We start from the raw sequence: 15,776 nt of genomic DNA on the forward strand, positions 1-15,776 counted from the left end.
AAATGGATTATGGTATATTATATCTATGCCCTACTCCTATTGGTAATTTAGAAGATATAACCTTAAGAGTTTTAAAAATTTTAAAAGAAGTTGATATTATAGCTGCGGAAGACACGAGACAAACTCTTAAACTTTTAAATCATTTTGATATAAAAAAACCTCTTACCAGTTACCATGAACATAACAAAAAGACAAAAGGGGCAAAACTTATAGAGGAATTGAAAAAAGGAAAGTCAATTGCTTTGGTTACAGATGCAGGTACACCGGCAATCTCAGATCCTGGGGAAGACCTTGTGAAACTTTGCATAGAAGAAGATATAAAAGTTGTACCATTACCGGGTCCAACTGCTGCAATTACTGCTTTGGTTGCTTCAGGATTAGATACTTCTTCTTTTGTCTTTGAAGGTTTTTTACCAACAAAAAGCAAAGAAAGAAAAATAATACTAAACCGTATTTTAAAGGAAGAAAGAACTATTATACTTTATGAAGCTCCTCACCGTCTTAAGGAAACTCTTCATGAATTGAAATCTTATGTAGCTGATAGAAAGGTTGTTATAGCAAGAGAGCTTACTAAAATCCATGAAGAGTTCATAAGAGGGACAGTAGATGAGGTTTTGGTAAAATTGGGAGATGAAATAAAAGGTGAAATTGTACTAATTATTGAAGGAGCGCAAAAACAACAAGTTGAAGAAAAACCAGAAATATTAGTTCAAAAATACCTTGAGGGAGGAATGAATAAAAAAGAGGCGATTAAAAGAGCTGCTAAAGAATTGGGAATACCAAAAAGTCAAATGTATAAACTTATTATAGGAAAAAAATAGAGAGTTGGGGATAATTACCATTTTCAATTGAATTTGATTTTCAATACTTTACGTTAATAATATTTGACTATTTTTTAGGAATCAAATATAATGTATATCAATAGGTTAAATTTCAATTGATAATTTGGAGGATGCCATGGATAAACAGAAAGCAGCGTTATTATCTATGATTTCTAATAGCGCATTAATAATTATGAAACTGGTTGCGGGAGTGTTAATGCATTCAATGGTGGTAATTTCGGCAGCTGTAGATTCTTCAATAGATTTAATAGCCAGTATAATTGCTTTTTTTTCGATAAGAGTATCAGTAAAACCAGCAGACGAAGACCATCCTTACGGACACAATAAATATGAGAACATTTCTGGTTTTATAGAGGCTATTTTAATATTCTTTGCTGCTGTACTTATTATATATGAAGCTGTTGGAAGAATAATTGCTGGCACGTATGTAGAGAAATTAGAAATGGGAATTGCAGTTATGTTGTTTGTATCTTTTGTAAAAGGAATTGTTTCATACACTTTGTTTAAAGTATCTAAAAAAGAGAATTCTATTGCTTTAAAGGCAGATGCAACGAATTTATTGACGGATGTATTTACTTCGTTAGGAGTTACTACAGGGCTTGTAATTATAAAAGTTACTAAATTAGCCATTTTAGACCCCATTATATCCATTTTTGTTGCGTTGATTATTATAAAAACTTCATTTGATTTGACAAAGGAAGTTTTAAAAGATTTGACAGATAGCAGTCTACCTGATGAGGAGGTCAAAGAAATAGAGAACATAATAAAAGCTAATCCTGAAGTTACCAGTTTCCATAAACTAAGGACGAGGAAATCCGGCACTAAGAGAGAGGTAGATGTTCATGTGAGAGTAGACAGAAATTACAACATAGTAGAAGCCCATGAGTTATCCCATAAAGTTTCAAAACAAATAATGGATAAATTCCCTGATTCACACGTGATAATCCATATAGAACCGGAAGGAAAAAAAGAAGAGAAAAAATAATAGGAGGATGGACCCTCCTATTATTTTTCCTGCTATTAGTCTACAGATTTCTTTAACTCTGCAAGGCAATTTTTGCATATATTTTTGCCTTTGTAGTTTATTACATTTTCAGCATTGCCACAGAAAATGCAAGCAGGCTCGTACTTTTTGAGGACTATTTGTTCTCCATCAACATAAATTTCAAGAGCGTCTCTCTCTGCTATGTTGAGTGTCCTCCTGAGCTCAATTGGTATTACTACCCTTCCCAATTCGTCTACTTTTCTTACAATACCTGTGGATTTCAACATTTTTCTCCCCTCCTGAGTTACAAAATTCGACAACTTAACTTCACTTATAATAATACCAAGTTTTGAAAAATAAGTCAACACCTTTTTTGGAATTTTTTAAGGTTAATAACATAAATTTTATTACATAAGAGAAAAGTTTAAAAATGAGGTTTTTTTGGTAATATTGGAGGGATATAATATGATAAATTACATATGGTTTTTTATGATAGCAATAGGAATTTTAATAGGAATAATAAATGACAGAATGGCAGAAGTATCCAAAGCTATAGTTGATTCAGCCCAGAGTGCAGTTACTATTTCGATAGGACTAGTCGGTGTAATGGCTTTGTGGCTTGGGATAATGAAAATTGCAGATAAGTCAGGTCTTACAGATATTATTGCAAAATTGCTAAAACCTATAATCATAAAGCTTTTTTCAGATGTTCCAGAAAACCATCCTGCTATTTTGGCAATAATAATGAATATATCGGCAAATATGTTAGGATTAGGTAATGCAGCGACTCCTTTTGGAATAAAAGCTATGGAATACCTTCAAGAGCTTAATAAAAAAGACAGTGCTTCAAATGCAATGTGCCGTTTTTTAGTGATAAACACATCTTCAGTACAGCTTATACCTGCAGTAATGATTGGAATAAGGGCTTCCTTAGGAGCACAAAATCCTGCGGACTTTGTGATTGTCAGCGTACTTTCAACTAGTACTGCACTTGTGGCAGGCCTTATTTTGAATAAACATCTTGAAAAAATGCCTATATTTAAGGAGTGAAAATAATGATAAAAATTATATCTGAATGGATTATTCCCATACTTGTTTTTGTTATTCCTTTTTATGGAATCATAAAAAATGTCAAAGTGTATGAAGTGTTTGTCGATGGGGCAAAAGAAGGAATTTCTGTAGTTATAAAAATATTTCCACCTCTTGTAGCAATGCTTGTGGCAATAGGTGTATTAAGAGCCTCAGGCGCCCTTGACTTATTGGGGGAATTTTTAATGCCTTTTACAAATAAGATAGGCATGCCACAGGAGCTTGTGCCTCTTGCTTTAATAAGGCCTCTTTCGGGAAGTGGTGCTTTGGGGATTGCAGCTGAGATTATGAAAACTCATGGTGTCGATTCTCTAATTGGAAAAATGGCTTCTGCTATGTACGGATCTACCGAGACTACTTTTTATGTTCTTGCCGTTTACTATGGGGCAGTGGGAATAAAAAAGATGAGACATTCTGTTATTTCTGGAATTTTTGCAGATATTATCGCAATACTTTCTTGTGTATTTTATAGCAGATTATTTTTTTAATACTTGTACACTTTTTCACTTTTGTTATACTATATAATGTAATGTTGTTTTGTCTTTTAACATGAAAGGAATGATTTTTTGTGGCGACAATACCAAAATTAATAAGAAAATTGGGAAAAGAAGCACATAATTTGTATATTGTTGGGGGATACATAAGGGACAGGATTTTAAATAGAGAAGCTAAAGATTATGATTTTGTAGTTCAGGAAAATGCAGAGAAAATTGCCAAATTAGTGGCAGAAAAATTGGGTGGTACTTTTGTGCCTTTTATGGCGGAAAAAGGCACATATAGGGTTGTGGTAAGAGATGAAATATTAGATTTTACTAATTTAAAAGGTGAAGACATATACATCGATTTGGCTCATAGAGACTTTACAATGAATGCTATGGCTATAAAACTGACAGATTATTTTGAATTTGAATATATTATTGACCCTTTTGGTGGGGTGACGGACATAAAAAACAGGAAAATAAAGCATGTTGGTGTGATGACTTTTAAAGAAGACCCTTTAAGGGCTTTGAGAGCTGTGAGATTTGCTGCGACTTATAAATTTGATATTGATGAGGCTACAAAGGCTAAAATAAGAGAAGAAGCAGAGCTTATAAAACAAGTAGCGCCAGAGAGAATAATGAATGAAATTTTTATAATTTTAAAAGAGAAGAATTCTCACAAATATTTAAGAATGATGGAAGATTTAAAACTTATGGAAAATATATTTGAAGAAGTTGCTAAAATGAAAGAAGTAGGGAAGTGCTATTATCACCTTACAAATGCTTGGATACATTCACTAAAGACCGTAGAAGAATACGAAAATATAATAAATTCTATGAGATTTCCCAAAGGCGTATATGATGTAGTGGCGGAATATTTAAATAGAAAACTTTCTTCTGATAACAAAGTAAAAGACATAATAAAGCTTGGTGCTCTTTTTCATGACATAGGTAAACCAGAAGCTTTATACATTGATACTGAAAATAGAGTTCATTTTTATAATCATGAAATAAAAGGTGCTGAAATTGTAAAAAAAATATCTTCAAGAATGAGAATGCCCAAAAAAGAATCTTCTCTGCTTAAAAAACTTGTTCTTTATCATATGAAGCCTTTGATGTACTATGTAAATGGCGGACCAACCAATAAATCTCTTTTTAGATTTTTTTCTGAACTAAAAGATGATTCGATAGCTATCTTACTTTTATCTCAGGCTGATTTTACTGCTACAAGGCTTAATTTAGGCAAAGAGGAAGAGATACCAAAGTTTACAGATTTTATCACCAGACTTTTAAAAAGGTATGTAGAATTTAAAGAAACAGAAAAACCATTACTTTCACCGCTGGATATAATAATAAATTTTGATGTAAAGGATGGGGAAAAATTAGGACAAATCTTGTATGAAATAAGGAAAAATAGATTTTACGGAGAAATCCAAGATAAAAACGATGCGATTGAATTTGTAAAGGAGAGAATGAAAATAGAAAAGGTATAACAGAAAAAGTAGTTGACAATACTTTTTATAAAGGGTATATTAAAGAATAAATAGATATAGTAAAAGGCAATGAAGGAAAGAGTAAAAAGCTTGAACTTTTACAGAGAGTCGGGCGAGGTGCGAACCGATAAAGTTTGGGCTTTTGAAGATGGCTCCGGAGCCGTACTGCCGAAGGCTAGTAGGCTTTACCGGGAACTCCCGTTATAGGGTAAGAGTGTGTTAGCACTCTATGAGGCATGTGCTGTGAGGTGCATGTGAAGAAGGGTGGTACCGCGATAATCTCGCCCCTTATGTGGAGGCGAGTTTTTTATTTACAAAAATGAGGAGGGTGGATATGAAGAAGACTTTTTACATTACAACGCCTATCTATTATCCCAGTGATAAATTACATATTGGTCATTCATATACTACTGTTGCTGCAGATGCGATGGCAAGATTTAAAAGGCTTACCGGATATGATGTCAAATTTTTGACTGGTACTGATGAACATGGGCAAAAAATTCAAAGAATAGCCAAAGAAAAAGGGATGTCTCCTAAAGAATATGTAGACGGGATAGTTGAATGGATAAAAGATTTATGGAAAATAATGGATATAAGTTATGACCAATTTATTCGCACAACTGATAAATATCATGAGGAAATAGTACAAAAAATATTCACGAAATTGTATGAAAAAGGAGATATATACAAAAGTGAATATGAAGGATGGTACTGTACTCCTTGCGAATCTTTCTGGACAGAAAGCCAGCTTGTAGACGGGAAATGCCCAGACTGTGGTAGACCAGTAGAAAGGGTAAAAGAAGAAGGGTATTTTTTTAAATTGTCTAAATATGGGGATAGGCTGTTGCAATATTATGATGAACATCCTGATTTTATACAGCCGGAGTCAAGGCGCAATGAAATGATAAACTTTATAAAATCAGGTTTGGAGGATTTGTTTGTCTCAAGGAGTTCGTTTGACTGGGGTATAAAGGTACCCTTTGACCCAAAGCATGTGATTTATGTTTGGATAGATGCTTTGTCCAATTACATAACTGCCTTAGGATATTCTACAGATAATGACGATGATTTTAAAAAATACTGGCCAGCAGATGTGCATTTGGTAGGAAAAGAGATAATGAGGTTCCACACAATAATATGGCCAGCAATGCTTATGGCTTTAGATTTACCTCTTCCTAAAAAAGTGTTTGGACACGGCTGGCTTATACTGGAAGGAGGCAAGATGTCAAAATCTAAAGGTAATGTAGTAGACCCTAAAGAGCTGGTTAGTAAATATGGTGTAGATGCTGTAAGATATTTTCTTTTGAGAGAAGTTCCTTTTGGGGCAGATGGAGTGTTTTCTAATGAAGCTTTGATAAATAGAATAAATTCAGACCTTGCCAATGACCTTGGAAATTTGCTGAGTAGGACTGTTACAATGATTGAAAAATACTTTGGAGGCATTCTGCCAAAACTTTCACAAAAAGAAGAGGTAGATGATGACCTTATAACTACTGCACAGAATCTGCCGAAAACCGTTGAGGAGTATATGGATAAACTTCAGTTTTCCAACGCTTTAATTGAAATATGGAAATTAGTAAGACGAGCGAATAAATATATCGATGAAACGATGCCTTGGGTTTTAGCTAAAGATGAAAGCAAAAAGGAAAGATTAGGTACAGTTTTATATAATTTGACGGAAGCTTTGAGGTTTATTGCAGTACTTATATCTCCTTTTATGCCCAATACTCCAAAAAAAATCTTCGAGCAGTTAGGGGTAGAAGAGAATTTAACTACTTGGGAAAGCTTAAAATTTGGCCTGTTAAAGGAAGGCACAAAAGTGAAAAGGGGAGAAATTATATTCCCAAGGATAGATGTAAAGAAGGAATTGGTTGCTATAGAAGAAAAAGCAAAGGAAGAGAAAAAGATAGATTACATCACTATTGAAGAGTTTGCAAAAATTCAGTTGAGAGTAGCTGAAATTTTAGAAGCAGAAAGAGTGGAAGGTTCTGACAAACTTATAAAGATGAAGCTTAAAGTGGGAGAAGAAATAAGACAAATTGTGGGAGGAATTGGTCGCCATTATGCTCCTAAAGAGCTTGTAGGAAAGAAAATAATTATTGTATATAACTTAGAGCCAAAGAAACTAATGGGTATAGAGTCTCAAGGAATGCTTTTAGCAGCATCTATCGAAGGAAAAATGTCTCTTCTTACGGTAGACAGGGATATAGAAAGTGGGGCAAAGATAAGCTAAGGAGTGATAAAATTGTTGGTGGATTCTCACGCTCATCTTGAAGATGAGAAATACGACAAAGATAGGGAAGAAATTATTGAAGAATGTAAAAAAGACCTCACATTTTTAATAAATGTGGGGTCTAATCTCTTAACTTCAAAACAGTCCATTGAGCTAGCTCACAACTATGATTTTATATACGCTTCTGTTGGAATTCATCCTCATGATGCACAAAAGGAATTTGACAAAGTGGAAGAAATAGAGAAGCTAGCTTTACAGCAAAAAGTTGTAGCAATAGGAGAAATAGGTTTAGATTATTATTACGATGAACCCTCTAAAGAGTTTCAAAAAGAGGTGTTCACAAAGCAAATAAGGCTTGCAAAAAAGCTTAATCTTCCAATAATAATACACGATAGGGATGCTCATGAAGATATATTAGATATACTAAAAAAGGAGTGGACGAAAGATTTAAGAGGGGTTTTTCACAGTTATTCAGGGAGTGTTGAAATGGCTTTTCAAGTAATTGAAATGAACTTCTACATTTCTTTAGGGGGACCTGTGACATTTAAAAATGCAAAAAAGCCAAAAGAAGTAGCAAAAGCTGTCCCCATCGAAAAACTTTTAATTGAGACAGATAGCCCTTATCTTACTCCTGAGCCTTATAGAGGAAAAAGGAATACACCGGTGTATGTGAAATTTGTAGCAGGAAAAATAGCAGAATTAAGAGGAATACCTTATGAGGAGGCTTCTAGGATTACTGCGGAAAATGCCATAAAACTTTTTAATATCCCTATCAAATAAAAATTTAAAAAAAACAACCTCTTGGTTTTTAGGGGAGGTATTAAAATCCAAAAAGATGCGTATAATATCATTAAGTTTAATTTCACCATAAAAGAAAAATTGTGTATAAAAGTTTGACAAATCAATCTAATTAGATTAAAATTACTTACGACTCCCCTAAATTAAATTTTTAACAGGAGGTTGTTGGATGGATACAGACGATTTTAGAAAGCGACTTGGTGAAATATTTAAAAAACCAGTTGCTCTTCTAACGTTGACTGTCGTACTCCTATTAGTTGTCGGAGCTATAACATACGCAAGCTTAGAAAAGGAAATAACCCTTCAGGATGAAGATAAAAAAATAGTTGTTACAACATTTAAATCAACAGTTAAAGATTTGTTAGAAGAGAAAGGAATCAAACTAAAAAAAGAAGATGTAGTAACACCTTCTTTAGACACTGCTTTAAAAAACGGTATGAAGGTGACTATCAAAAGAGCAGTTCCTATTACTATCTGTGTGGGTGGAAAAGCAAAAAATATTTACACTGCTGCATCTAATGTAAAAGAAGTACTTCAACAAAATAGTATAACTTTAGGCCCCCAAGATAAGGTAAATATGAGTTTAGATACGCCTGTTTTTAGGTACATGTACATCGACGTTACAAAAGTTACAGAGAAAATTGTTACTCAAGAAGTAGATATACCATATCAAACAGAGACAGTAAAAAATGACAATATGGAAAGAGGGCAAGTAAGAGTAGTTCAACAAGGAGAAGTTGGGAAAAAGCAGATTGTGATGAAAGTTATTTATAAGAATGGCAAAGAGGTAGCAAAAAATATAATAAAAGAGAAGATAATAAAAAATCCAGTTAATCAAATTGTGCATATAGGAACATTAGGAATTTTTACCACTTCAAGAGGGGAGACTTTTAGGTATAGAGAAGTTAGAACTATGGTAGCTACAGCTTATGACAGCAGTGAAGATAGCACTGGTAAAAAACCTGGTGATCCAAATTATGGAATAACAGCTACTGGTATAAAAGCTACAAGGGGAGTAATAGCTGTAGACCCCAGAGTTATACCTTTGGGAACGAAGTTGTACGTAGAAGGGTATGGTTTTGGAATTGCTGCAGATACAGGTGGAGCTATAAAAGGTAATAAAATTGACGTCTATTTTCCAACCCGTGAAGAAGTAATGAGATGGGGAAGACGATATGTTAAAGTTTATATTTTAAAGTAGACAGGGTTTACCTGTCTTATTTTTTGAGGTGGGGCTATGAAAATAAAAGGGGTTAATGTAAAGAAAAAATGGGGACAAAATTTCATGTTTGACAAAAATATTTTAACAAAAATTGTGACTGCTTCGGGAGTTATTCCTGAAGATTTTGTACTAGAAATTGGAACAGGATTAGGGACTTTGACAGAAGAGTTGGCTAAAAGGGTTAAAAAAGTAATTTCTTTTGAAATTGACAGAGAACTTTATGCCGTAGCAAAAGAAAAACTTAACATTTACGATAATGTAATTATAATAAATGAGGATATAATGAAAGCAGATTTAAATAAAATAGCTAATGAATATTTTGAAGGGAAACCTTTTAAAGTAGTTGCTAATCTTCCTTATTACATAACTTCTCCTATAATAATGATGCTTTTAGATTGTAAATTTGTAAAAGAAATAACTGTGTTAGTACAAAAAGAAGTTGCTGAAAGGATTTGCGCTCTGCCAGGTACTAAGGACTATGGGATACTCACAGTTTTTGCAAATTTTAAAGCAAAACCTAAAATGCTTTTTAACTTACCTCCTACTGTTTTTGTTCCTCCACCTAAAGTAGATTCTTCTTTAGTTAAATTAGAGATACTTGACGACCCTTTAGTTGAGGTAAAGGACGAAGAGTTATTTTCCAACGTGGTAAAAGCTGCTTTTGGGCAACGGAGAAAAGTCTTGTCCAATGCTTTAAAAACTTTAGGGTTTCCAAAAGAAATTATAGATAAAGCTTTTACTCTTTCAAATTTATCCCCTCAAAGGAGAGGAGAAACTCTTAGCATAGAGGAGTTTGCTGTTTTGGCAAATGTTATTTATGATTTGACAAAGCAGTAATAATAATCTCCCTCTTTTCATAATATATATTGCAAAGTTATATTTAAGATAAATGAGGGGGAAGAATAAATGCCAATAAACATATATAAAAGGTTTTATGTTGTCTTCAATCAAGAAGATAGAGGATGTTCTATTGAGGGAAAGGAAGTTTCAGGTTATTTAAAAGTGGAATTTAGAGGGAACAGAGGAAGAATAACAGCGGCTTTGCAAAATCTCAATCCTGCTTATTCCTATAATGTAAAATTATTGAAAAGCAATGGAGAAGTTACTGTTGTAGATTTTGGAGCAATAAAAGTAGATGATAAAGGGCGTGGTGGAGGAGAATGGACTTTCAATGGAGATGACGTAAAAGATTCGGGAATTAGTTGGGAGGAATTTTCTGTAGCATTTATAGAAGCCCATGATGGCATAAAAACTTTAGTACCTTTGGCATCTGTTATAAACAAAAAAACCACAAACTGGAAGGTTGTTTATAAAAAATATTTATCAAAGGTAAAAGAAGAAGAAACACCAGCAGAGAAGAGTGATAAGAATGATAGAGAAATTAAGCAGGAGGAAACTGAAACTGCGACACCCCAGGGTTATGAAAGTACGGAGAATGAAACTGAAAAAGGTGAAACTTCACAAAATGTTTTGGAAGAGGTTCAATCTGAGACTCCTGCATTTGAAGAAACTTCTGAAGCATTGACAGATTCTTCTGATACACAACAACCTGAAACTTCTTTTAATTTTGAGGAGGAAGTAGAGGAAGGATATATAAAATATTTAAGAGAATATGTTAACAATATAGTGAGTTTTTTGGAGGAAGTAGAGCCTTTTGAAAAAAATTTTGAAGGCTATAGATGGTGGAAAGTTAAGACGGGTTATAGGGAGGGAGGTTTTGACCATTATCTTGTGGGATTTGTAAATGATGAAAAGGGTGAATTAAAATATATTGTATATGGAATGCCAGGATTTTTTACTCTTGCAGACCAGCCTTTTGGTGGTATGACGGGATTTGTGGTTTGGAAGCCAGTTAAAGAAAATTTAAGAGGCGCGAGGGATGAGGGATATTGGATTTTGCATATTGATGCGAAGACAGGACAGATTGCAGTGCCTATAGAACCAACTCCACCGCCTCTTATCTAAAAATAAAAGCGTAGTCTCTACGCTTTTATTTTTATACTACTTATACTATGAATTCTTTTAAATCTTCTTCTAATTTTTTCAAACTTTCTTCGTCAGTTGTGTGAGGTATTACTGTAAGGACATTTTCTAAATTAAGGCTAAAAAGGCCCATTATTGATTTTGCATCTATTACATAGCGGCCAGAAGTCACGTCTATGTCGAAAGGATATTTTGAAGTTTTTTCTACAAAATTTTTGACACTTTCGATGGAAGTCAACTTAATTTTTATTTCTTTCACGGATAATTCCCCCTTTCTGGATTTAACTTTATCGTATATGATTTGTGAACTTTTATCAATTGGCTTTTTTCACAAAAATTTCATGCTTAATTTAGTAATTGTTTTCAAAAATAAGAATCCCTCAAATGAGGGATTTTATTTAGCATTCACTCTAAGTTCATATCAACAAAAACATTTATATTTTTATCTGTTTTAACACTTATTTGTGTAATTTTACCATCATACGTAAAACTTTTTATGTCATAAGGATAAGTTATAGCTTGTATTACAATTGTATCAGGAGAAGGGTCTATATATTTTACTTCAACTTCCAATATGGCCTCCTCTGATGCCTTTGTTATTTGAGCCTTTTGTATATTTACAATATATCCGCCTGTTCGCATCATACCACGCGTTGCAATTATATAAAATATCCCATTTTCTTTTACTAATTTAACAACAGGCTTATCTTTAATAGATTCTACAGCTGATAATACTTTTTCAGGAGGGTTTGTGACTTTTTTAAGTTCTATAGGAATCACTTCCTCAATTTTATTGTTTAACACTTCCACAAATATTATATTATTTTTGGAATCTAATATTAATCTTATTTGATAGCCGGGCTTTAGATAATCTATTCCTACATACTCATTTCCGTTGTAAACTGGCGCATTTTTTAATACATTAAAGGTTTTTAGCCCATCATCAACCTTTACAGTTATGGTATTGCTATCTATCGCATAAATAGAACCAACTACGTCACGGCCATTGAGGTCATTTTGTACACTTTTGTCAAGTCTTTCAAGTAAGACAGCCATTTCTATTCTTTTGATGGATTCGTTTGGCTTGAGTTTTTCTCCATCTCCTTTGATGAGACCATTTTCTACTGCTACGTACATATAACCTATGGAGTCTTTAGGAATTTTATCCCAATCTTTGTAGTTCAAAACTTTATTCATATTTTGCTGAGCTTGGTCTTCCAAGCCTAAAGCGCGAACTAAATATTTTGCTATTTCGTATCTTTTTGCCTTATCATTTGGATTAAACCTTTTTAACTCGTCATAAGTTAATATGCCCTTTTGGTATGCCAGCGTAATAAAGCCTTGTCCCCAACTAAGTTTTGGGCCTTTATACTCTTTAGGTAGTTCACTTATTTTATTAGCTTGTTCTTCATAACCTATTGTCCGTAAAATCATTACTAATGCTTCTAAGTGAGTGACAGGCTTTGAAGGGTTGAATTTTTTGTTTCCAACTCCTTTTATAAAACCTTTTGCATACATTTTTTCAATTGCTTTTAGAGCCCATGTAAATTGCTTAATGTCATCAAAAGAGTATTTTGGCTGGAGTTTAGCATATGCTGTTGTGTAAAACAACAGTGAAAAGATTATAATTATTGAAACAAAAAGTCGAGATTTGCTTAACATTTACTCTTTCACCTCCCTAATTTCTTCATTATATTCTTCGTCTTTTTTGTCATCTTTTGGAGGGTAGTTTTTTGTGTCTTTAACATTTTTGTAAGTATTTTCATTAATGGCTTTATCTGAAGTATCTAATTCCTTATCATCAGAAGCTGGTTTTACTTCATTTTTTTCTTTTTGAGTAAGAACGTTATTAGTGTTATCGCTTTTTGATCGTGCATTTTTTTCGGTTCCCTTACCTTGCTGGTTAGACTTATTATCGCTATTTTCATCTTTTTTTACTTCATTGTTTTGGCTTTTTACTTCTTTGTCTTTTACATTTTTTATAGTTTGAGTAGTTTTTTCCTTAGAAAGATCTTTTTCAATTGTTTTAAGGATTTTATCTGTAATAACTTTGGATTTAGATGGACTTGGAGAAAGTTGAGGCATAGTCGTTGCTTTTGTTTGTTCATTTTTTTCTTTTATTTTTGCGTAAGCTTGTTTTAATTCTTTAAAAAATTCAGGGCTATTTAATTTATCTTTTGGTATGTTTATTCCTTCACTTTTAGCTTTTTTCCAGAGGATAAGCCTGCCAGGAGAAGTTTTTTCTTTTTTAGCTTCTTCTCTTTGTGCTTCATTGGATTTTAAAGTTTCTATTTGAATATTTGTGTTTATTTTTTTAATATTTTTAACAGCTTTTTCTATTTGTTCATTTATAAATGGCGAATTTTTAATAGGAACAGTAGTAATTATTACTGTATCATCATCTTTTAAAAAGCCTAATTTTTGTGATTCTTCAACCGTTTGATTTATAAAAGTTGTGATGTCAAGCCCTTTATAAGGAAGCTTCTCTAAAATTTTTTTGCCATCTTCATTTAGAGGAAGGACATTTATTATTTTTCCATTTTTGTCTATTGAAATTTCAATACTTGGATTTATATCTACATACACATAAGCGTAAACTTCTGCTGATTTAAAATTGATAATAGTAAATATTAGTACGAGAAGAATAGAAGCGGCTATTAAAATTTTAGCAGTAGGCTTAAAAGCTAAAAAATTCTCGTTAAGTTCGATAGTTTCGCCTACAACTACGTTTTGCAAATTTTTAAAACATTTAAATTCTCCTTTTTCAGTCATTACGTAAGTTTTATTTTTTTCTTTTTGAACTACAACGGCTTTCATATTTTCTCCACCTCACTTTCGGGGCTTATGTATTGTTTTAGAAGAGGTAAATCTTCAGAAATAATTATTACTAGCGCTATTATGTATTTCCTATGCTTTTCTATAGTTTTACGACTTACTTTTAAAATGCTTATTAAATCTTTTATAGGGAGATTCTTTTTGTTTTTTAAATATTCTAGCAATTTGTTATTTTTACAAATTGTATAAGCAATTTTTGTAGTTATTTTTCTGGTGTCTGAGTGTTTAGGAGATTGTTTAACTAAATCATCTAAAGTTATATTGTAAATACTTAGCAAATTTACAAAAGAAATCATTTCTAACTTTCTATTTTCTGCCTCATAGTCAGTGACTTTTTCTACATATAGTTCTAAAGGAATGGTATTTTGCTGATTTTGTCGTAAAAAATCTATAAGTCGCCTTCTAATGAGCATACTTGAGAAGCTTAAGAATGAACCTTTTGTGTTATCGAAACTGTCTATAGCTTCGTTAAAAGCTATAAGGCCTATGCTTAATTCGTCGCTATTTCTTTCATCTATATATCTATTTGTAAATGAAGACAATTGTTTTATGATAAAGGGGGTATATTCTTGAATTAATTTTTCTCTTTCAGAGGGGTCTTTTTTAGCTGCGTATACTCTAGCGTGTATATCCAATTTAACCACCCCACTATATTATTCGCAGTGACAGAATTTTTTTAAGGGTATTCTATTAATAATGATTATATATTATAATATAAATGTCAACAAAAATACCAATGGGAGGTATAGAGTTGCTTACAAAAGAACAAGTATTAAACGCTCTAAGAAAAGTATATGACCCAGAAATAGGAAGAAGTATAGTTGACCTTGATATGGTGAAAAATATTCAAATAGAAGGGGATAAAGTTACAATTGACATAAACCTTACTGTGAAAGGCTGTCCTCTTCAAGATACTATTAAAAAAGATACTATCGAGGAAGTATCCAAACTTGGAGGAGTTTCAGAAGTAATAGTAAATTTAGGTAGCATGACAGAAGAAGAAAGACAAAATTTAGCAAGAAAGCTTAGCGGTGGCAGAAAACCTATATTTGAAAATACGAGAGTAATAGTAGTAGGTAGTGGAAAAGGTGGAGTAGGCAAGTCCACTGTTGCGGTTAATTTAGCTGTAGCTCTTGCCAGATTAGGCTTTAAAGTAGGGCTTTTGGATGCGGATGTGTTGGGATTTAGTGTTCCAAGACTTTTGGGGATTGTGAATGAAAGACCTTACGCGTTGGATGAGCACACTATTTTGCCATTAGAAAGATTCGGGATAAAAGTGATTTCAATGGGCAATTTTATTGACGAAGATACACCTTTAATATGGAGAGGTCCACTTTTGTCAGGAGTTCTTGATCAGTTTTTCAATGATGTATATTGGGGAGAATTAGATTATTTAGTATTAGATTTACCGCCAGGTACAGGAGATATACCTCTTACAGTAATGCAAAAATTGCCTGAGTCAAAATTTGTGCTTGTGACAACTCCACAAGCTTCAGCTTCTCACGTAGCAGGAAGAATTGGTTATATGGCTAAGAAAGTTAATTTAGAAGTTATAGGTATTGTGGAAAACATGTCGTATTTTGAATGTCCTAACTGCCACCAAAGATATAATATTTTTGGTGAAGGGGAAACAGAAAAATTAGCGCAAGATTTAGGAACAGAAATACTTGTAAAGATTCCAATAACGGTTAAGGTCAGAGAGTTAAGCGATGTAGGTATACCACCTGCTCTTGATGATGGACCTGAGGGAGTGCCCTATATTGAGCTGGCGGAAAAAGTTGTGGAGAAAGTAAGGCCTATCAAATAAAAAAGCCTCT

The 15,776-nt window shown here is 33.0% G+C and carries 16 protein-coding genes and 1 other annotated feature; of the genes, 11 read left to right on the top strand and 5 right to left on the bottom strand.

The annotated features are described in order from the left end of the window. Positions 1 to 2 precede the first annotated feature (2 nt). Both rsmI and TMATH_RS00790 read left to right on the top strand, forming a co-directional pair. Entirely contained in the window at positions 3 to 821 is an 819-nt protein-coding gene (gene rsmI, locus TMATH_RS00785; RefSeq protein ID WP_013149598.1) for a 16S rRNA (cytidine(1402)-2'-O)-methyltransferase, read from the top strand. A 136-nt stretch (positions 822 to 957) separates the two neighbouring features. Continuing rightward, positions 958 to 1,827, top strand: a complete 870-nt coding sequence (locus tag TMATH_RS00790; RefSeq protein ID WP_013149599.1) for a cation diffusion facilitator family transporter — start codon at positions 958 to 960, stop codon at positions 1,825 to 1,827. 35 nt (positions 1,828 to 1,862) lie between these two features. Here the strand turns inward: TMATH_RS00790 and TMATH_RS00795 are convergent, their stop codons facing one another. Continuing rightward, the gene (locus TMATH_RS00795) at positions 1,863 to 2,114 is read right to left on the bottom strand and encodes an AbrB/MazE/SpoVT family DNA-binding domain-containing protein (protein ID WP_012994270.1); all 252 of its coding nucleotides are present in this window, start codon (positions 2,112 to 2,114) and stop codon (positions 1,863 to 1,865) included. Between the two features lie 178 nt (positions 2,115 to 2,292). Between TMATH_RS00795 and TMATH_RS00800 the strand changes: the two genes are divergently transcribed. The 8 genes from TMATH_RS00800 to TMATH_RS00835 all read left to right on the top strand — a co-directional run bounded on the left by TMATH_RS00800 (position 2,293) and on the right by TMATH_RS00835 (position 11,106). Then, complete coding sequence (locus tag TMATH_RS00800; RefSeq protein WP_013149600.1) at positions 2,293 to 2,877, top strand: nucleoside recognition domain-containing protein; 585 nt, start codon at positions 2,293 to 2,295, stop codon at positions 2,875 to 2,877. A gap of 5 nt (positions 2,878 to 2,882) precedes the next feature. Next, positions 2,883 to 3,404, top strand: a complete 522-nt coding sequence (locus tag TMATH_RS00805) for a spore maturation protein (RefSeq protein ID WP_013149601.1) — start codon at positions 2,883 to 2,885, stop codon at positions 3,402 to 3,404. A gap of 80 nt (positions 3,405 to 3,484) precedes the next feature. Then, on the top strand, positions 3,485 to 4,888 hold the full coding sequence (locus TMATH_RS00810) for a CCA tRNA nucleotidyltransferase (protein ID WP_013149602.1): 1,404 nt from the start codon (positions 3,485 to 3,487) through the stop codon (positions 4,886 to 4,888). A gap of 60 nt (positions 4,889 to 4,948) precedes the next feature. Then, positions 4,949 to 5,180, top strand: a binding site (T-box leader). Positions 5,181 to 5,207: 27 nt separating this feature from the next. Then, a complete protein-coding gene (gene metG / locus TMATH_RS00815; protein WP_083768257.1) occupies positions 5,208 to 7,121 on the top strand; it encodes a methionine--tRNA ligase in 1,914 nt (637 codons plus the stop codon). 12 nt (positions 7,122 to 7,133) lie between these two features. Continuing rightward, positions 7,134 to 7,901, top strand: a complete 768-nt coding sequence (locus tag TMATH_RS00820) for a TatD family hydrolase (RefSeq protein ID WP_013149604.1) — start codon at positions 7,134 to 7,136, stop codon at positions 7,899 to 7,901. A gap of 187 nt (positions 7,902 to 8,088) precedes the next feature. Then, entirely contained in the window at positions 8,089 to 9,120 is a 1,032-nt protein-coding gene (locus tag TMATH_RS00825; protein WP_013149605.1) for a resuscitation-promoting factor, read from the top strand. 36 nt (positions 9,121 to 9,156) lie between these two features. Further along, entirely contained in the window at positions 9,157 to 9,978 is an 822-nt protein-coding gene (gene rsmA / locus TMATH_RS00830) for a 16S rRNA (adenine(1518)-N(6)/adenine(1519)-N(6))-dimethyltransferase RsmA (RefSeq protein ID WP_013149606.1), read from the top strand. 69 nt (positions 9,979 to 10,047) lie between these two features. Beyond that, positions 10,048 to 11,106, top strand: coding sequence for a hypothetical protein (locus tag TMATH_RS00835; RefSeq protein ID WP_013149607.1), 1,059 nt, complete (start codon positions 10,048 to 10,050; stop codon positions 11,104 to 11,106). 40 nt (positions 11,107 to 11,146) lie between these two features. Here the strand turns inward: TMATH_RS00835 and TMATH_RS00840 are convergent, their stop codons facing one another. The 4 genes from TMATH_RS00840 to sigI form a co-directional block, all read right to left on the bottom strand. Continuing rightward, a complete protein-coding gene (locus tag TMATH_RS00840; protein WP_013149608.1) occupies positions 11,147 to 11,383 on the bottom strand; it encodes an HPr family phosphocarrier protein in 237 nt (78 codons plus the stop codon). A gap of 146 nt (positions 11,384 to 11,529) precedes the next feature. Then, on the bottom strand, positions 11,530 to 12,786 hold the full coding sequence (locus TMATH_RS00845; RefSeq protein WP_013149609.1) for an S-layer homology domain-containing protein: 1,257 nt from the start codon (positions 12,784 to 12,786) through the stop codon (positions 11,530 to 11,532). Continuing rightward, complete coding sequence (locus tag TMATH_RS00850; RefSeq protein WP_013149610.1) at positions 12,787 to 13,941, bottom strand: anti-sigma factor domain-containing protein; 1,155 nt, start codon at positions 13,939 to 13,941, stop codon at positions 12,787 to 12,789. Then, positions 13,938 to 14,594: an RNA polymerase sigma factor SigI gene (sigI, locus tag TMATH_RS00855; protein WP_013149611.1), complete on the bottom strand. Its 657-nt coding sequence runs from the start codon at positions 14,592 to 14,594 to the stop codon at positions 13,938 to 13,940. Before sigI ends, TMATH_RS00850 begins: the two co-directional genes overlap by 4 nt. A gap of 116 nt (positions 14,595 to 14,710) precedes the next feature. On the opposite strand from sigI, the gene TMATH_RS00860 reads away from it, so the two are divergent. After that, positions 14,711 to 15,766, top strand: coding sequence for an Mrp/NBP35 family ATP-binding protein (locus TMATH_RS00860; protein ID WP_012994283.1), 1,056 nt, complete (start codon positions 14,711 to 14,713; stop codon positions 15,764 to 15,766). Positions 15,767 to 15,776: the final 10 nt, after the last annotated feature.

Origin of the sequence: Thermoanaerobacter mathranii subsp. mathranii str. A3 (genome assembly GCF_000092965.1) — a bacterium.
Classification (GTDB): domain Bacteria; phylum Bacillota; class Thermoanaerobacteria; order Thermoanaerobacterales; family Thermoanaerobacteraceae; genus Thermoanaerobacter; species Thermoanaerobacter thermocopriae.

Bases quoted from the DNA above. Each gene is read 5' to 3' on its own strand.
- TMATH_RS00795 (WP_012994270.1), bottom strand. From the start codon at position 2,114: ATGTTGAAATCCACAGGTATTGTAAGAAAAGTAGACGAATTGGGAAGG.
- TMATH_RS00825 (WP_013149605.1), top strand. From the start codon at position 8,089: ATGGATACAGACGATTTTAGAAAGCGACTTGGTGAAATATTTAAAAAA.
- TMATH_RS00845 (WP_013149609.1), bottom strand. From the start codon at position 12,786: ATGTTAAGCAAATCTCGACTTTTTGTTTCAATAATTATAATCTTTTCA.
- metG (WP_083768257.1), top strand. From the start codon at position 5,208: ATGAGGAGGGTGGATATGAAGAAGACTTTTTACATTACAACGCCTATC.
- rsmA (WP_013149606.1), top strand. From the start codon at position 9,157: ATGAAAATAAAAGGGGTTAATGTAAAGAAAAAATGGGGACAAAATTTC.
- rsmI (WP_013149598.1), top strand. From the start codon at position 3: ATGGATTATGGTATATTATATCTATGCCCTACTCCTATTGGTAATTTA.
- TMATH_RS00835 (WP_013149607.1), top strand. From the start codon at position 10,048: ATGCCAATAAACATATATAAAAGGTTTTATGTTGTCTTCAATCAAGAA.
- TMATH_RS00790 (WP_013149599.1), top strand. From the start codon at position 958: ATGGATAAACAGAAAGCAGCGTTATTATCTATGATTTCTAATAGCGCA.
- TMATH_RS00850 (WP_013149610.1), bottom strand. From the start codon at position 13,941: ATGAAAGCCGTTGTAGTTCAAAAAGAAAAAAATAAAACTTACGTAATG.
- TMATH_RS00800 (WP_013149600.1), top strand. From the start codon at position 2,293: ATGATAAATTACATATGGTTTTTTATGATAGCAATAGGAATTTTAATA.
- TMATH_RS00805 (WP_013149601.1), top strand. From the start codon at position 2,883: ATGATAAAAATTATATCTGAATGGATTATTCCCATACTTGTTTTTGTT.